14 protein-coding genes and 2 pseudogenes are annotated in these 16,832 nt (G+C 35.7%); 14 read left to right on the plus strand and 2 right to left on the minus strand.

The genetic code is table 11. The features are described from left to right. The first annotated feature begins 144 nt into the window (after positions 1-144). The 11 genes and pseudogenes from H280_RS0107855 to H280_RS0107905 all read left to right on the plus strand — a co-directional run bounded on the left by H280_RS0107855 (position 145) and on the right by H280_RS0107905 (position 11,294). Positions 145-648 (plus strand): DinB family protein, encoded by a 504-nt coding sequence (locus H280_RS0107855; RefSeq protein WP_020060570.1) that lies wholly within the window; start codon positions 145-147, stop codon positions 646-648. Between the two features lie 561 nt (positions 649-1,209). Continuing rightward, positions 1,210-2,613, plus strand: a complete 1,404-nt coding sequence (nhaC, locus tag H280_RS0107860) for a Na+/H+ antiporter NhaC (protein WP_020060571.1) — start codon at positions 1,210-1,212, stop codon at positions 2,611-2,613. A 124-nt stretch (positions 2,614-2,737) separates the two neighbouring features. Beyond that, on the plus strand, positions 2,738-4,126 hold the full coding sequence (gene fumC / locus H280_RS0107865) for a class II fumarate hydratase (protein WP_020060572.1): 1,389 nt from the start codon (positions 2,738-2,740) through the stop codon (positions 4,124-4,126). Positions 4,127-4,483: 357 nt separating this feature from the next. Then, positions 4,484-5,761: a right-handed parallel beta-helix repeat-containing protein gene (locus H280_RS0107870; protein WP_020060573.1), complete on the plus strand. Its 1,278-nt coding sequence runs from the start codon at positions 4,484-4,486 to the stop codon at positions 5,759-5,761. After that, positions 5,758-6,276 (plus strand): nitrous oxide reductase accessory protein NosL, encoded by a 519-nt coding sequence (locus H280_RS0107875; RefSeq protein ID WP_020060574.1) that lies wholly within the window; start codon positions 5,758-5,760, stop codon positions 6,274-6,276. The genes H280_RS0107870 and H280_RS0107875 overlap by 4 nt, the downstream gene beginning before the upstream one ends. Before the next feature lie 51 nt (positions 6,277-6,327). Then, the gene (locus tag H280_RS0107880; RefSeq protein WP_020060575.1) at positions 6,328-7,140 is read left to right on the plus strand and encodes an ABC transporter permease; all 813 of its coding nucleotides are present in this window, start codon (positions 6,328-6,330) and stop codon (positions 7,138-7,140) included. Then, a complete protein-coding gene (locus H280_RS0107885) occupies positions 7,137-7,835 on the plus strand; it encodes an ABC transporter ATP-binding protein (RefSeq protein WP_020060576.1) in 699 nt (232 codons plus the stop codon). The genes H280_RS0107880 and H280_RS0107885 overlap by 4 nt, the downstream gene beginning before the upstream one ends. Before the next feature lie 294 nt (positions 7,836-8,129). After that, a complete protein-coding gene (locus tag H280_RS23275; protein WP_020060577.1) occupies positions 8,130-9,164 on the plus strand; it encodes a hypothetical protein in 1,035 nt (344 codons plus the stop codon). 99 nt (positions 9,165-9,263) lie between these two features. Continuing rightward, positions 9,264-9,545 (plus strand): annotated as a pseudogene (locus tag H280_RS23280) (helix-turn-helix transcriptional regulator); the annotation flags it as partial. 1 nt (position 9,546) lies between these two features. Further along, positions 9,547-9,902, plus strand: a pseudogene (locus tag H280_RS23285) (GIY-YIG nuclease family protein). 63 nt (positions 9,903-9,965) lie between these two features. Next, a complete protein-coding gene (locus H280_RS0107905) occupies positions 9,966-11,294 on the plus strand; it encodes an MATE family efflux transporter (protein ID WP_081625635.1) in 1,329 nt (442 codons plus the stop codon). 106 nt (positions 11,295-11,400) lie between these two features. On the opposite strand, the gene H280_RS0107910 is transcribed toward H280_RS0107905, so the two are convergent. Together H280_RS0107910 and H280_RS0107915 are read right to left on the minus strand one after the other, a co-directional pair. Then, positions 11,401-12,078: an HAD family hydrolase gene (locus H280_RS0107910; RefSeq protein WP_020060580.1), complete on the minus strand. Its 678-nt coding sequence runs from the start codon at positions 12,076-12,078 to the stop codon at positions 11,401-11,403. A 176-nt stretch (positions 12,079-12,254) separates the two neighbouring features. Beyond that, a complete protein-coding gene (locus H280_RS0107915; RefSeq protein WP_020060581.1) occupies positions 12,255-13,268 on the minus strand; it encodes a ketoacyl-ACP synthase III in 1,014 nt (337 codons plus the stop codon). Positions 13,269-13,870: 602 nt separating this feature from the next. Here H280_RS0107915 and H280_RS0107920 point away from each other — a divergent pair. The 3 genes from H280_RS0107920 (at position 13,871) to H280_RS0107930 (ending at position 16,765) form a co-directional block, all read left to right on the plus strand. Continuing rightward, the gene (locus H280_RS0107920; protein WP_020060582.1) at positions 13,871-14,740 is read left to right on the plus strand and encodes an SMP-30/gluconolactonase/LRE family protein; all 870 of its coding nucleotides are present in this window, start codon (positions 13,871-13,873) and stop codon (positions 14,738-14,740) included. A gap of 387 nt (positions 14,741-15,127) precedes the next feature. Then, positions 15,128-16,297: an MFS transporter gene (locus H280_RS0107925; protein ID WP_051094759.1), complete on the plus strand. Its 1,170-nt coding sequence runs from the start codon at positions 15,128-15,130 to the stop codon at positions 16,295-16,297. Between the two features lie 45 nt (positions 16,298-16,342). Continuing rightward, complete coding sequence (locus H280_RS0107930) at positions 16,343-16,765, plus strand: DUF3995 domain-containing protein (protein WP_020060584.1); 423 nt, start codon at positions 16,343-16,345, stop codon at positions 16,763-16,765. Positions 16,766-16,832: the final 67 nt, after the last annotated feature.

Below are 16,832 nucleotides of genomic sequence, written 5' to 3' on the forward strand. Positions count from 1 at the left end.
AATAAAGTTATTTCATTTTATTTTAGATTCTTTTCTCAAAGAGTGTTGTTTTTGTAACATAAAACATAAAAAAGAACATACGTTTCAGTCTCTTGGGATTTTATGTTATAATTATATTAACTTAATTTAGAAAGAGGGATTCATTTGAGTGAAGTGAAAAATATAATTCATCATTTTAATCATTATTCATCTTGGTTAACCACTTTAAAAGAAATCGATGAAACATTATGGTTTAAACCGATAGCTGATGGTAAATGGTCTGTAAGTGAGATAATAGCACATATTATGAATTGGGATAATCATTTATTAACAGAAGTCCTCCCATCTGTACAAAATGAAAAGGGAATGAAGTTTCCTGATTTTGATACACATAATAAAAAGGCGTCAAACTACGCAAAATCAGGTATACCACATTCAAAACTTCTTGAAGAAGCAAAAAATACAAGGGAATTACTTGTAAGAGAACTTAACGAGCTACCAATCGAAACGTTAAAAAAGCCATTAACTGCAAACGGTGTAACTCATTGTCCACATACTGGAACTCCTTATTCACTTATATATATTGTAAAGGAATTTACAGACCACGATAACTATCACCAAAGACAAATTATACAATTCCTAGGGGAAAACAGCCTATTTATAAAATAAGGGTGTAGCTTAAAATTAGGCTTGATTAAAAGTGGTCCTCAAAACTGGATTGTACGACAAAATAAAGTGAAGGCATTAACGGGCAATTATCCCCAACCTATCTTCTTTGCTTCCCTCTGAATCTTGATGTGGGGGTCTTACCGCCCGTTAATGCGGGATAAAAAGAAGCCATTTTGAAAAAGCCTAGTCGAAATGGTTTTCATTTTTGAAATTAGATTTTTGGTTTTATAAAAAAGTTGATTATTTATATTTATTTGATTAAATGCATCATACAAACTTTTGGAAGTTGAGAATATAAAAAGAAACTATTTCTATCAATTTTAAAATAGTTTCTTTTTTTGAATTGGATTGAATATTAATGAAATAAGAAAAATTAATGTATTTTTTCAAATTAACATTGCGAAATGCAGGCTGTACTTTTACAATAAAAAGGTCGTATATTTATTATACTAAAAAAACAAATCGGAATAATGTGAATATTTATGTTTTATCTAGTTATATTTATGTAAAAATAACTAAACGACATGCATCATGTTATTGCTTCATAAGGAGAGAAGAAATTTGAAAAGTGTAAGATTACCATCGATGATTGAAATCATCATTCTTTTGTTGTTATTTTTAGGCGTTGTCTTTTCATTTCAGGCAATTTTTGATTTACCGATTCAACTTGCGTTATTTATTTCATGGTTTCTTGTCATTGCGCTTGGATTAAAACTTGGGTTTCGTTATCAAGAATTACAAGATGCAATTACAAAAGGAATTTCGAATGGACTTGAAGCCATTTTAATATTAGTAGCGGTTGGTTCTCTTATTGGAACTTGGATTGCTGGCGGTGTTGTGCCAACACTAATTTATTATGGTTTAGAATTTATTCACCCGAGTATCTTTCTATTAGCGACATTAATTATTTGTTCGATTACATCTATCGCAACAGGGACTTCTTGGGGGACGGTAGGTACAGCTGGTATTGCCATGATGGCAATCGGGGAAGGACTTGGATTACCACTTCCTCTTGTAGCTGGTGCAGTTCTGTCCGGTGCGTATTTCGGAGATAAATTATCACCATTATCTGATAGCACTGTACTTGCAGCTTCTATGGCGAAAGTAGATGTTATTGCGCACGTTCGTGCTATGTTGTATTTAGATGTTCCAGCTTATATTATTACTGGTAGTATGTTTACAGTTGCCGGCTGGATATATGGCGGAAAGAATGTAGATTTAGAAAAAGTAGATTTCCTAAAGGCATCATTACTAAAGCAATTTGATATTCACATTTGGATGCTTGTTCCAGCGGTCGTTGTCATTATACTGTTAGCGATGAAACGTCCATCTATGCCTACAATTGCAATGGGTGCTCTTCTTGGTGCGATCTGGGCAGCTCTGTTCCAAGGTATGCCATTTGGGGAAGCGATTGGTACAGCTTACAAAGGGTTTTCTATTGATTCCGGTATCGATTTCATTGATAAGTTATTGAATCGCGGCGGAATTGAAGGAATGCTCGGTTCAGTTGCAGTAATTATTTTCGGGCTTGGTTTTGGTGGTTTACTAGAAAAGCTTGGTGTTTTGAAAGTTATTGTTTCGAAGTTTGAGAAAAAATTAACTTCTGCAGGCAATGTAACACTTTCGACTTTAATTGTTGCATTTTTAGCAAACGTATTTGGCTGTGCGATGTATGTATCGTTAATTTTAACGCCAAAAATTATGGAAGAAAGCTATGATAAATTAAAATTAGATCGCCGCATTTTAGCTCGTAACTCCGAAGTCGGCGGAACGCTTACATCAGGGATGGTTCCATGGTCTGATAACGGGATCTTTATGGCGGGTATTTTAGGTGTTTCAACACTATCTTATCTACCATTTATGTGGCTGAGCTTTGTATCATTAGCGCTCGCTGTCATTTATGGATATACAGGTAAATTTATTTGGTATGTAGATGACGTTGAGAAAGAAAAGCAAGTATCATAGTATGAAAAATCATCCTTTCGCTTATAGAGGGGATGTTTTTTTTGTTTCCGGTGGTAATATTTGTTATTTTCTATGTTTTCGGTAAAATGTAAGAGAAGGTATTTAATACTAAGGGGATGAAAACATGGAATATAGAATTGAAAGAGATACATTAGGAGAAATGAAAGTTCCAGCTGATAAATTATGGGCAGCGCAAACGCAGCGTAGTAAGGAGAACTTTCCGATTGGAACAGAGCGCATGCCTCTTGAAATTGTTCGAGCATTTGCAATTTTAAAGAAAAGTGCGGCACTTAGTAATCAAAAGTTAGGGAAGTTAGCAGAAGAAAAGGTTAATGCAATTGTAGGAGCGGTTGATGAAATTTTATCGGGAAAATGGGATGATCATTTTCCGCTTGTTGTTTGGCAGACTGGAAGTGGGACACAGTCTAATATGAATGTGAATGAAGTGATCGCCAACCGCGGAAATCAAATTTTAAGAGAAAAAGGACTAGATCTTCATATTCATCCGAACGATGACGTGAATATGTCTCAAAGCTCAAATGATACATTTCCAACAGCACTTCATATTGCGTGTGTAGTAGCTGTAGAAGAGCAAGTATTACCAGCAGTAGCAAAATTAAAAGACACGTTACAAGAAAAAGTAAACGAGTTCGCTCATATTATTAAAATTGGTCGTACTCATTTGCAAGATGCAACACCATTAACGTTAGGACAAGAAGTGAGCGGATGGCATTGTATGCTTGAAAAGACAGAGCGGATGATTAGAGAAAGCAGTACATATATGAAAGAACTTGCAATTGGTGGTACTGCGGTTGGAACAGGGATTAATGCCCATCCAAAATTCGGTGAAATGGTTGCAGAAGAAATTAGTCATTTCACAGGAAAACAATTTGTATCGGCGCCAAATAAATTTCATGCGTTAACAAGTCATGATGAAGTTGTTTATACGCACGGGGCTTTAAAAGCGTTAGCCGCTGATGTAATGAAAATTGCAAACGATGTCCGTTGGCTTGCAAGTGGACCGCGCAGCGGTCTTGGGGAAATTACGATTCCAGCAAACGAACCAGGGAGCTCTATTATGCCAGGAAAAGTAAATCCAACGCAAAGTGAAGCTATAACGATGGTCGCAGCGCAAGTTATGGGAAATGATGCAACGATTGGCTTTGCGGCAAGTCAAGGAAACTTTGAATTAAACGTCTTTAAGCCGGTCATTGCTTATAATTTCTTACAATCTGCTCGATTATTAGCAGATGCAATAATTTCATTTAATGATAAATGTATAGTAGGTATTGAAGCAAATGAAGAAATTATTGGGCAGCACTTAAATAACTCGTTAATGCTTGTAACAGCACTAAATCCGCATATTGGTTATGAAAATGCAGCAAAGATTGCCAAGCATGCACATAAAGCAGGATTAACATTAAAAGAAGCAGCACTGCAATCAGGGTTATTAACAGAAGAACAATTTGATGAAATTGTAGATCCGAAGCAAATGATTGAGCCGAAGGAATGAAAAATTGTATAAAAGATAGGATTCTCAAGTGAGGATCCTATTTTTTGGGTCTATAAAGGAATCATATATTAATATAAAGTGAAAAACCTTTTTCTTTTTTGCGGGGGCGAGAGCAACTGGCCATGCATAGAAAGCGGTCAGGGACTTTTCCTGCCACTTGCAATGTAAACTTGGGAGGAAAGCGAGTGTCGGTCATGTTTTGTTCTTTATACGAGCGACTTATATGTTGAAAAAATAAAATGGATTTGTATTTAAAAATATCTTTTTTTGTCAAAAAATACAAAATTACTTCACAAATTCCACACAATTGTTTGTTATCCTTCATATAGGTCGACTGATATTTGAGGAGATTGCTATATGAAAATAACTCGAGTTTTTTTTCTCTTTTGTATCATTTTTTTAAGTTGTTCATTCCATACTTATGCACAGGATACGTTGCAATCTCAAATTGACGCTGCTCCTGAATATGGGATTGTAAAAATACCGAGTGGTAATTATGATGAAGCAATCGTTCTTTCAAAGCCTGTTACTTTGGAAGGGACGGGAGAAGTTACTGTTCGCTCTTGTCGTAAAGAACCCGTTATTACGGTAAAAGGGCAATCTGTCACCTTAAAGCATATAAAGGTAGAACAATGCAGTAGTAGTGCAGATACGGAAGCTATTCATGTTACTGGTAAGAATCATCGGTTGAAAAATCTTCAAATCTACACAAAGCAGTTCGGGATTAAATTAAATAGGGCGAGTGGTACGGTTGTAGAAGGCGGTTTGATTAAAGGGAATTCTAAAGGAAATGGAATTGACTTATGGGAATCAAATAATAATATGATTCAAGGAGTCGAGATTGATAAAGTAAGAGATGGCATTTATATAGAAAATAGTCATTTTAATCGAATAACTCGTAATGCTATCGGAAATTCTCGTTATGGAATACATATTATGTTTTCCAATCACATAACCGTACAAAATAACAAGTCTTACAACAATATTACAGGTGCCATGGTGATGGGAACAAAAGACACAAAAATTGAAAGGAACGAGTTAACTTTCAATAATAGGAATGTCAACGCACAGGGATTATTGCTGTTTGATGCAGAGAAAACAGAAGCGATTGGCAATCGAATTTCTTATAATCGTGTTGGGATGTATGTGGAAAATGCGAATAACAACCGTATTTCAGACAATGAAGTAAACGGGAATTTTATTGGTATGCAATTTAAAAATGCGAATGAAAATCATGTGTCTAACAATGGCTTTGTTGGAAATGTAAATGAGTCTCAAGCGATAAACAGCACTGAAAACAAAATTATACATAATTATTGGGACACATCCTTGAAGCTGGATACAAAGGGGAATGGTATTAGTAGCATTCCACATAGAGCAGATCCGTTTTTTCTAACACTAACAAATGAAGTCCCTGAATATCAGTTGTTTTTCCAAGCACCTGGTATGATTGTACTCCAAACATTGTTGAAAAGTCCTGAAAATCAAGTTTTAACTGATTATGAGCCTATGATGACAATCAGAGGAAAGAAGGAAGAAAACAAATCCTCATTTAAGATGCAAATCGGAATGATCAGTGTGAGTATGTTAGCAATAAGTATCACTTTATTTAAAATTGGGAGGAAAAGAAGATGAAATGGAAAGGTTTATTTATTACAATAGTTGCAGCTCTTTTGTTGACAGTAGTTGGCTGCGGGAAAAAGGAAGTTAAGCCAGTAGCAATTGACGAGAAAAATGATAAATGTGCAAACTGTAATATGCTTGTGACGAACGATCAATTCGGAACAGAGGTCATTCTTGAAAATGGTAAATCATTGAAATTTGATGATCTTGGTTGTATGTATAAATGGATGAATAAAAATAAGAATGAAAAGTTACAAGCGAAATTTGTACGTGATTACAATACAAAAGATTGGATTGAAGTAGACAAAGCGACTTATGTTTATGAAAAAGATATTAAAACGCCAATGGCTTATAATGTGATTTCTTTCAAAGAGAAAAAAGATGCGGAAAGCTTTGTGTCTAAAAATAAAGGTGAAGTATTAACGGCAAAAGATTTGGAAAAGCATGAATGGAAAAAGAACACAGATATGATGATGAAAATAAAAGAAGAGAATGCAAAGAAAAAGGATATGAATCATTCTCATTAATAAAAAAGGACAACCGCTCCGGTTGTCCTTTTTTGTGGAAAGAGGGGTACTATGTGGCACATTTGGCAATCTGAGTGGCGGATCACGATAAGACAACGTTCATCCTATACATTTGTAATCCTTTGGACGAGTGTCATGTCGTTACTATTTTTATTAGCGCGAAATACACCTGTTATAACAGGTTACACAAATATGACAGGCACAATGGCAAATATAGTGCTGTATGTTATACCGCTATTTATGCTTATTATCAGTTCTTTTTCGATTGCGAATGAAATGGAAAACGGACAGTGGCGCTTATTAAGTACGTATCCCATTTCTAGTGTTGCTTACGTAATGGGAAAAGCATTTGGACAATTTACAGCGCAACTCATTATTTTTACACTTAGTTATGGTATAAGTCTTATAATCGGCCTTATTAGTGGAAGTATATTATCTATGAAATGGGTGCTGGCTCTTTATGTATTCGGGGTAGTATTAATGCTTTTCTTTCTAATAATCGGTGTTGTGATCGGTTCTTTTGTCATAACAAGATGGCAGGCGTTAACAATATCTGTTGGGGTTTGGTTTTTCTTCATTATGATTTGGCCTACTGCGCTTATCTCTGTTCTTAGCTTTGTTCCGTATCCGATGATTGCTGTGCTTCTAAAAATAGCTTTGTTTATTAATCCAGCTGAATTGCTTCGCATTGTATTTGTTGTTCAATTAGGCGGCGGTGCGATATTTGGACAAGCATATGATACTCTCATTACTTTCTTACAATCTGAGGCGGCGTGGGGAGTTCTCATTTTATATACACTAATCTATATGGCTTTTGGTTTCACTCTCTCTGCATGGAAGCTAGAAAGGAGAAAAATGCAATGACACTTCTACAAGTTACAGAGGTTTCAAAAGAATATAAGACAAAACAAGCACTTTCTCACTTTTCACTTCAAGTAGACGAAGGAACGTGCATTGTGCTATGCGGCGGGAACGGTGCAGGAAAAAGTACACTTCTTCATATATTGGCAGGTATTTTAAAACCGACAGAAGGTACGATCGTCTTAAATGGTATTACTCTCCATGAAAACAGGAATAAATACGTGTCGCAAATTGGATATATGCCAGATGATTTTCATGCGCAGGAAATGATGACTGTGCATGAATTTCTTACTTTTTATGGTGTGTTACGAAAGATAAGTCAAAAGCAAATACAAGAGATTTTAGAAAAGATCGGTTTGATTGAAAAAAGAGATGAACTTGTAAAACATTTATCGAAAGGAATGCGGCAACGCTTAGTATTTGGACAAGCATTGTTAGGGAAACCGAAACTATTATTATTAGATGAACCAACAAATGGTTTGGATCCATTTTGGGTCAATGCATTCGTTGAGATTTTACAAGACATCAAGAAAAATGGGACAATTGTTATTTTTTCCACACATATGATGGACGTGGCAGCGGAGATAGGAGATTGTATTTTGTTTATGAAAGATGGGGTTGTGACAAAACGTATTGAACATAAAGGGAGTAAAGAGGAGAAAACACTACACTTGTTGCAATTGCACAGGCAGGGATGAAGAAAAATAATTTCCTATAAAAGAAAAGTTTAATAGCGTTAATAACAAATAGGACTAGACTGGTAGCTAGTCCTATTTGTTATTTTATCTTCATGACAGCAGTCTATATAAATACAAACTAAAAAACCGACATAAAACCATTCTTTTCCGGTGGGCGATAAACTGCCCGTAAAAGCCCGATTGGTTCAACTAATAATCAGTGGGGGATGAATCGTTTGTTTTTTTGTATATATAGAAACGTATGTTCTTATTTGGTGTACTTTGTGTATACCAAATAAGAAAGGAGTGTGTCCAATGAAAAAAGCATATTTTTCAATTCGTATCTATAAGAATGCACTGAATCCGAAGTATGTTGAAGCTATTGGACATGCTCTTTTCGTGTTTAACCGTGCGAAACATTTCGCTTTTCAAACGCAAGTGTTAGAAAAACGTTCTGATAGTATGCAAATTGCTGTGAAATCACGATTTAGTTTGAATGACTATTATGCAAATAGTGCCGTGCAGAAAGCAAATGCACTATTTTCTTCTCAGACAGAATTGAAGAAATTGTATATCGAAAATAAAAATGAACAAATAAAAGCTGTAAAAAAGAAGATGAAGAAAACCAAGTCAGATTTGACAGTGCTGAATAAAATGAAAACATCTTTTATCAAAGGGAAGCCAACGTTCAATAAAACGTCTAAAGAACAACAAAGGGGACAATATTTTGTTGTGCAATTTAAAAAGAGAACGGATATTTACTACCATGCCTATCAATTTGAGCATGAATATTTAGATGTGCGTATTCAAACCCTTCGTTCTCGTTTAGGTAGCCTGGAATTTCGGTTGGATAGACTTCAAAAACTACTTCATAGTTTAAAAAACAAAGTTTCTTCTGTTGTATTTGGAAGTAAAAAACTTTTCAAAGCACAACATACTGTAGATACTTATGTTCAAAATCATACACTTTGGGTGCAAGATTTTGAACAGGCTCGTTACAATCAAATGTTGATTTCAGGTCGAAAAGACGCAAAATCAGGAAACTTTGTATTTACATACAATACAGAAACACAATCTTTACATTTTACAACACCAAACGCTGTTGCAGTTGAAATTCCTAATCTTACGTTTCCGTATGGACAAGAACAAGTGAATGTAGCTGTTCAAAAGCAATGGAAGTGGCTGTCTGGCATCCTATCTGATTTGCGTGTTCACACATTCTATCAGATAGAGCTTTCGAACCATAACAAGATTTGTTCTATGAAAGAACTTTTCCCTCCAAGGGCTCTTACAGACTTGGAAGTAAAAGGTTTGTCTAAGTTTGAAAGCAGAAAAACCATACCTTGTTGAATGGGTATGGTCTGCGAAGCATTTTGTCTTCGTTGTCCCTTTTGGGAATCCTCTTCCTCAAAAATCTGTAGGATTTTAGATGGGGATAGTTCAATAGGGTTAGATAAGAAATTGACAGGTTTAACAGATTTGCAGAAGAAGATGCTTCAGTTCTTTCATATGGGTTTAAACGATAAAGAAATCGTAAAGGAAATGGACGGTGGAAGCACTTCAACAATTCGCAATCATCGTTTTACATTAAGGGAGAAGATGAAGCAGGCAAAGGTGTTTCTTGCGCTTATGGAGTTGTCGGAAGAAAAAACAACAAATCAATCTAAAGTTCTCCCCATTCATCGTACAGCAACGATGGTTGATCAGCGGTATAACATTACCGAAGAGGAAATTGAATAGAAGAGAAGAATTAAAACAAGTGTATAAAGAAACCGAAATTGAAGGGGGGATTTATTGCATTCGAAATACAAAGAACGAAAAAGTGTATGTAGAGAGTACAAGAAATTTCAAAACGATGAGTGGAAGACGACTTTTACTTAATATGGGCTCTCATACGAATAAGGCATTGCAAGATGATTGGAAGGAATACGGGGCAGATGTTTTTGAGTTTGAAATATTAGAAGTGTTGAAAAAAACGATACTGGATATTTTAACGAAAAAGAAGAGTTGAAAAAATTAGAAGAGAAGTGGTTAGAGAAATTGCAGCCGTTTGGAGAGCGAGGATATAATCGCGACATTTCTCGATAAAAGGGGTTATGAAACTTGAAAATAACTGAAGAAGGAACAGAAAATAAACCAATATGGCGTTCTATGGCTATGTTTCTCATTCCTTTACTGCTAAGTAATGTATTGCAGTCACTTGGACAATTGTTTGGTATGGTAGTGGTAGGACGTTGGCTTGGAATTAATGAATTAGCTGCTATTTCCGCTTTCTTTCCATTGTTTTTTCTACTCATTTCATTTGTAATTGGGATTGGTTCTGGTAGCTCGATTTTAATTGGGCAGGCTTTTGGAGCTCAGAATGAAGACCGCTTAAAAGCCATTGTCGGTACTACGTTGACATTTACGTTTGTACTTGGAGCAATTTTAGCAGTAGTGGGTAGTATGTTTGCAATGGATATTATGCGTCTTGTTGGTACACCGGAAAATATTATTCATATAAGTGTTCACTATGCACGAATTTTATTTATTTCCATGCCAGTACTATTTTTGTATTTTGCATATACAACATTTATGCGCGGGGCAGGAGACTCTAAAACACCGTTTTATTTTTTAATTGTTAGTACAGGACTAAATATGGCATTATTACCTATTCTTATATTTGGTTGGCTTGGCCTGTCGAAACTAGGTGTGTACGGTGCAGCATATGCTTCTGTTATATCAACAATTGTTACATTTATTATTCTGTTAGTTTATTTAAGAAGAACGAAACATCCATTGCAATTTGATGCAACAGTTCGAAAGTATCTTCGCATGGATGGGGAGTTGTTAAAATTATTATTACGTCTTGGCATTCCAGCAAGTATTAATATGATACTTGTTTCATTATCAGAGATTGCCGTTATTTCGTTTGTAAATCGCTTCGGATCAGATGCAACGGCAGCGTACGGAGTAGTGAACCAAGTGGCAAGTTATGTACAGATGCCAGCAGTGAGCCTTGGAATTACCGTCTCCATATTTGCAGCGCAGTCCATTGGCGCAAATCAATTTGATCGCCTGCAAAAAGTAATTAGGGCAGGACTTATTATGAACTATGTAATTGGTGGAATATTAATCTCTTTTATTTATTTGTTCTCAAAACAAATTTTAGCGCTCTTTTTAACGAGTCAGAATACGATTGATATTGCACATAGTCTCATTATGATTACGTTATGGAGTTACTTAATTTTCGGTCATGCGCAAATTATTGGGGCAACAATGCGAGCGAGCGGAACGGTATTGTGGCCGACTATTTTTGCGGTTATTTCAATTTGGCTTGTAGAAGTTCCAGTAGCCTATTTCCTTTCGTATCATACGAGCCTTGGAATAAAAGGAATATGGGTTGGGTATCCGGCTGCGTTTATTGTGAGTTTGCTCCTGCAATACGGATATTACAGGCTATCGTGGAAGAAGAAGCGGATTACGCGTCTTATAAGTTAGAATGAAAGACGTAGATAGGAGCGCCCCTTCAGATAAGCAATCTGAAAGGGCGTTTTGTGGTTCTAGATAAGGAATAAAGAACTATTCAGTCATACATTTTCTTGTACTACTCCGCAATCGTACTCGTTTGTGGAAAATAACTTAATAATCTATCAAAAGAATGGATCTCGGCATATGGTTTTATTTCGGTATCATTCTCGATCATATAGGGATTGAACCAAATGCCCTTTATATTTGCATTCTGACAACCACCGATATCCTTTTCTATGTCATCTCCAACGAATAATACGTCTTCTGGTTGCACATTAAGCTTATTTAATGCTAATTCAAATATGCGTTTGTCAGGTTTACTAAATCCCACTTCTTCAGAAATAATGATTATATCAAAACAACTATTTAAATTCGTGTTCATTATTTTAGCTTTTTGTCTCTGAGTTAGGCCGTTTGTTATAATCGCAACTTTAACATGCATCTTTAGAGTATTTACGATATTTATAGTATTTTGGTTTATAGAAAAACAATGAGGAAAATTATTATTCCAAAAATCTTGAATGTAATGGCGTGGCAATCTATATTTTGGTGGGAATTCATCAAAAAATAATTCCAAAACTGTTGTTTTATCACCATAGCCGTAGCTTTTTTTATCGTATTCTTTGAATTTCTGTAGCATTTCGTTTTTTACTGAATGTTTAACATCCTCATAACACTTTTCTAAAATCATTAAAAACATGTTATCTACTGCCTTATCCCTATTAAGTAAGGTATCATCTAAATCAAATAGCATTGCTTTATAACCTCTCAAATAACTTCACAACCTTTCTCGTATTATATAAATAATCCCTAGTTTGTACCTTCAAACTTTTGTTTTATCAAAAAAACGTTATCTTCAATTATCACGCCCGATAATTGAAGATAAGAAAAACTGAGTTTTCAATTGGCAACCAGTTCTTAAAATCAAATTTATCTTAACGGGGTTGGAGCATTAATTAGTCGGTCAAAATTTATTTCTAAAAGTTGTCCAGCGTGAACCAAACCAGATCCAAAACCGTACATAAGAACTCGGTCCCCACTTTTGACTTTTCCTTCACGGATTCCAAGGTCAAGAGCTAAAGGAATTGTAGCAGCAGAGGTATTTCCAAAGTTGACCAAGCTATAAAGGGTTTTCTCCAATGGGTATTTTAATTTTTCGCAAATTGGCTCTATCAGCCTTAAGTTAGCGCTATGAGGTATAAACCAATCAACTTGATCTAAACTCGTTTGTGTTTTTTCTAGAAGCTGTCTTATATTATTAGGAACATTCCTTACAACCCATCGAAAAACTTCGCTACCATTTTGTACAAGATACTGAGTATCGATTAACTCAATCCCATTGATCTTTTTCGATAGTCCAGGCCGATATACATGTTGTGCTCCTCTTCCGTCACTTCCTAGGTGAAATCCAATAAAACTGTTTGATTGTTCATCCCTTTCAATTAATACTGCACCAGCACCATCACCAAATAGAACACATGTACTTCTATCGGTATAATCGGTAATTTTTGAGAGTGTGTCTGCCCCGATAACGAGTACCTTTTTGTGGAGACCAGAAGAAATTAAACTGTGCGCCGTATGCAATGCGTAAACAAATCCTGCACACGCTGCACTTAAATCTATAGCACCTGTTTGGGAAATATTTAATCGGTCCTGTATGATACTGGAGACAGAGGGGAATGGGAAATCTGGCGTGCTTGTTGCCACAATAATCATATCTACATCTTCGACTTTTTTATTATACCTGCGCATTAAATCTTCTACAGCAGATACACATAAATCACTGGTAAATTCATCAGGCCGAGTTATTCTACGTTCATGAATACCTGTTCTTTGAATAATCCACTCATTGTTTGTTTCAACCATTTGCTCAAGCTCAAAGTTTGTTAACTTTTTTTCAGGTACATAGGTACCAATAGCTGTAATTCGTGTTTTTGCACTCATTTATTTTCCTCCTTTACCATTTTGATACCTGCTTATATAATTTAATATTAGTAGTAGATGCTAATGTGTGTCAATAATTTAAAATGAAAATAATGGCAATTAATTGACGCTTGAGAAAATATAAACAGGAGAGGGATTTATGTTCAATATTCGTAACTACTCAGTCATACATTTCATTTAGAAGTTTGGTAAGGAGTATGATTCCAGTGAAAATACGCCCATTGTTACCTATAGAAAGTTATTTTCATTCTTCAGCATATAGATTGCTGCCATGAAGTTAAAAATGGATCTACACCTTGCTACCTCTCTTTGTTTTAAAACGTTGCGCGTGGCAGGAAAAGGCCCTGACCGCTCCTATACATAGCCAGTCCCATTTAAAAAAATGCTTTTCTGTCGGTTTTTCATAGAGTGACTGAGTAGTTACCTATATTAAACAAATTAAAGAATTTATTCCAAATTATTACCTGTTCTTATTAGTGGACCGTATTCTTGAAATTGGTATATTGTGGTTTCAAATCCACAATAATGTTATTAATAAAAATATAAAACCATTACATGTTATCATAAAAAGACAGAATATTCTTTAATGTGGAGGGGTTAATTTGCTAGATGAATTAAAACTTGTTATTGATGCGAAGGCTACTCTTGGAGAAGGGCCTTGTTGGGATAGTAAAAAACAGCTATTGTATTGGGTTGATATTTTGGAAAAGAAGGTTCATATTTATAATCCTATTACAAATGAAGATAAGGTGATTTTTCTTGGACAGATGGTAGGATCAGTGGCCCCGAGTGAATGTGGTGAAATGATTCTAGCTTTAGAGAAGGGCTTTTATTTCTTAAATCCAGATACGGAAGAACTACAGGCTATTTGTGATCCTGAAAGTCATTTACAAGAAAATCGTTTTAACGACGGGAAATGTGACCCGGCAGGTCGTTTTTGGGCAGGCACCACAGAAGGTATTGGCATTGATGGAAAGGGAGCTCTTTACTGTTTAAATACCAATTTAACTGTAAAAAAGAAAGTAGAACATGTAAGTACTTCTAATGGATTAGCGTGGTCACCAGACCATAAGTATATGTATTTCATAGATACACCGACAAGAAAAGTAGTTCGTTTTAATTATAATATTTACACAGGAAATATTGAAAATCCACAAGATGTTGTTGCTGTGCGAAAAGAAGAAGGATTTCCTGATGGAATGACAATTGACGAAGAAGGAATGTTGTGGATTGCTCATTGGGGCGGTTCTAAAGTATCGAGGTGGAATCCTTTGAATGGAGAGCAGCTGCTAAGTATTTCTATCCCGGCCAAATATGTAACTTCTTGCACCTTTGGCGGAAATGACTTAAAAGATTTATACATTACGACGGCCAAAATGGATACTACAGATGCAAGCGCTGGTGGAGTATTTCGAGTAAAAACGAATATAAGAGGATGTCCTACATATCGGTTTAGTGTAGAAGTTTACTAATTTAGAAGTGTAGGATATGTCAAAAATAATGTATATAAATACAAATTAAAAAATGACATAAAAACCACTTTTTTTAGGGAAGGACTCCTTTTTTCGCAAAAAAATAGTAGTTTTATATTCCAAAATTTTTTTATCATATGCTGTCTGGTTACACTATCTTTGAAGTAAGGGGATTCACTCGAAATTATGTTAAACTAAGAATGGGATTTATAAAATTCTGAAAAATGTGATTCCTATCTGAATAGCGATATTTCAATAAGTTATAACATTTATATACAGAAAAGAGGACTGAGATTGCCCCTTAAAAAAGAAAAAAGGTTTAACTCATCGTTGCCAACGAAAGAAAATAGGTGGTTATCAAAAGTTACACATTTACCTAGTTCCTATATGGTTTTTATTTCTAGTATACTGATTTCTCGACTCGGTGACGCTCTTTATACGTTTGCTCTTCCTTGGATTGCCTATGAGTTGACAGGTTCTGCAATAGTTATGAGTTCGCTTTTTGCTACTGGTGTATTACCTATTGTATTATTTGGTCCAATAGTTGGCGTAATGGTAGACCGATTGGATCGCCGGAAGTTGATGTGGACAGCTGATTTAGGATGTATGGTCTTGGTCGGACTAGTTCCTATTCTTCATTCCTTAAATGTACTTGAGATTTGGCACCTATATGTTATTTCTTTTATATTAGCTGTCTTATCCATGTTATTTGATGTAGCTACTGTTACAGCGATTCCGTATATTGCAGGTCAAGAGTTAACAAAAGCGAATTCAGCATACCAAATGGTTAATCAGATTGCTAGTTTAGCCGGTCCAACATTGGCAGGTATGACAATCGCCATAATAGGAGGATTTAACGCGCTCTGGTTAAATGCTGTATCATTTGCAGCTACTGTAATTGCAGTATTACTCTTACCTGAATTAGGGGGGAATAAAGAAGGCGTTAAAGAAGGTAATGTATTACAGGGCATAGGAAGGGATTTGAAAGAAGGACTGAAATGGCTGACGAATAACCGGCTTAATCTTGCTTTATCTCTTCAAGCTATGGTTGGTAACTTTGGTGCTAGTAGCGTACTGGGAGTATTTATGTATTATTTGCTTTCAACATTACACCTATCTCCTGAACAAAGCGGTTTTAATTATACCTTAATTGGAGTTGGGGGACTTATAGGAAGTATTATTGCAGTTCCACTCGAAAGGCGCTTTCGGCGTGGAATTCTTATCCCTGTTCTTCTAGGTATAGGTGCTATTGGCCTAACTTATGCAATCTGGAGCAAATATTGGTTAGCACCCGGTATTGCCTTTGGTGTTGCGATGATCTGTAATATAGCTTGGAACACGATCGTAGCGTCAATCCGGCAAGAAACTGTGCCCACCGATATGCAAGGAAGGGTTCTAGGCTTCTCACGAGTACTTACTCGTCTTGCGATGCCATTAGGAGCTTTAGTAGGTGGGATCATTTCTGGTTATAATCCAGTTGCAGTGTTTGTATTGGCGGCATTTGCAAAGGTAATGGAAGTTATGATTGCACTTATTAGTCCTATCCGTAAGCTATGAAGGAGAAAAGATGATTTTTCATATGTGCAAATAGGAGGGAATACAATGGCAGCATTTTTAATCATTTTAGGTACGGGCATACTTGTATTCATCAGTCTCATTCATATGTACTGGGCATGTGGTGGATCATGGGGGAGTAAGGTTGTTCTTCCGATGAAAAAAGATAGCGGTGAATATGCTTTTATTCCGCGAAAAATAGGGACTTTTGCAGTGGCACTTGCCATTTTATGTTTTGCTATGATTTTATTAGCACAAAGTGGATACTTTCCTTTTTGGAATCCAAGTCGTTACACAAGATGGGGATGTATCGTTTTAGCTGGGATTTTCTTGTTACGTGCAGTTGGTGATATGAAGTACGTTGGATTCTTTAAAAAGGTAAAAGGGACAAAATTTTCGGTGTATGATACGTGGTTATACAGTCCGGTTTGTTTGTATATCGCATTTGTTTTTGTAGTGGGGGTTTATTGATAGTAGTATGTGGAAGGAAACCTTTCGTTAAAGGGAGGTTTTCTTTTTTGTTCTGAATTTCTTTGTT

Source organism: Bacillus sp. 123MFChir2, assembly GCF_000383235.1.
GTDB lineage: Bacteria > Bacillota > Bacilli > Bacillales > Bacillaceae_G > Bacillus_A.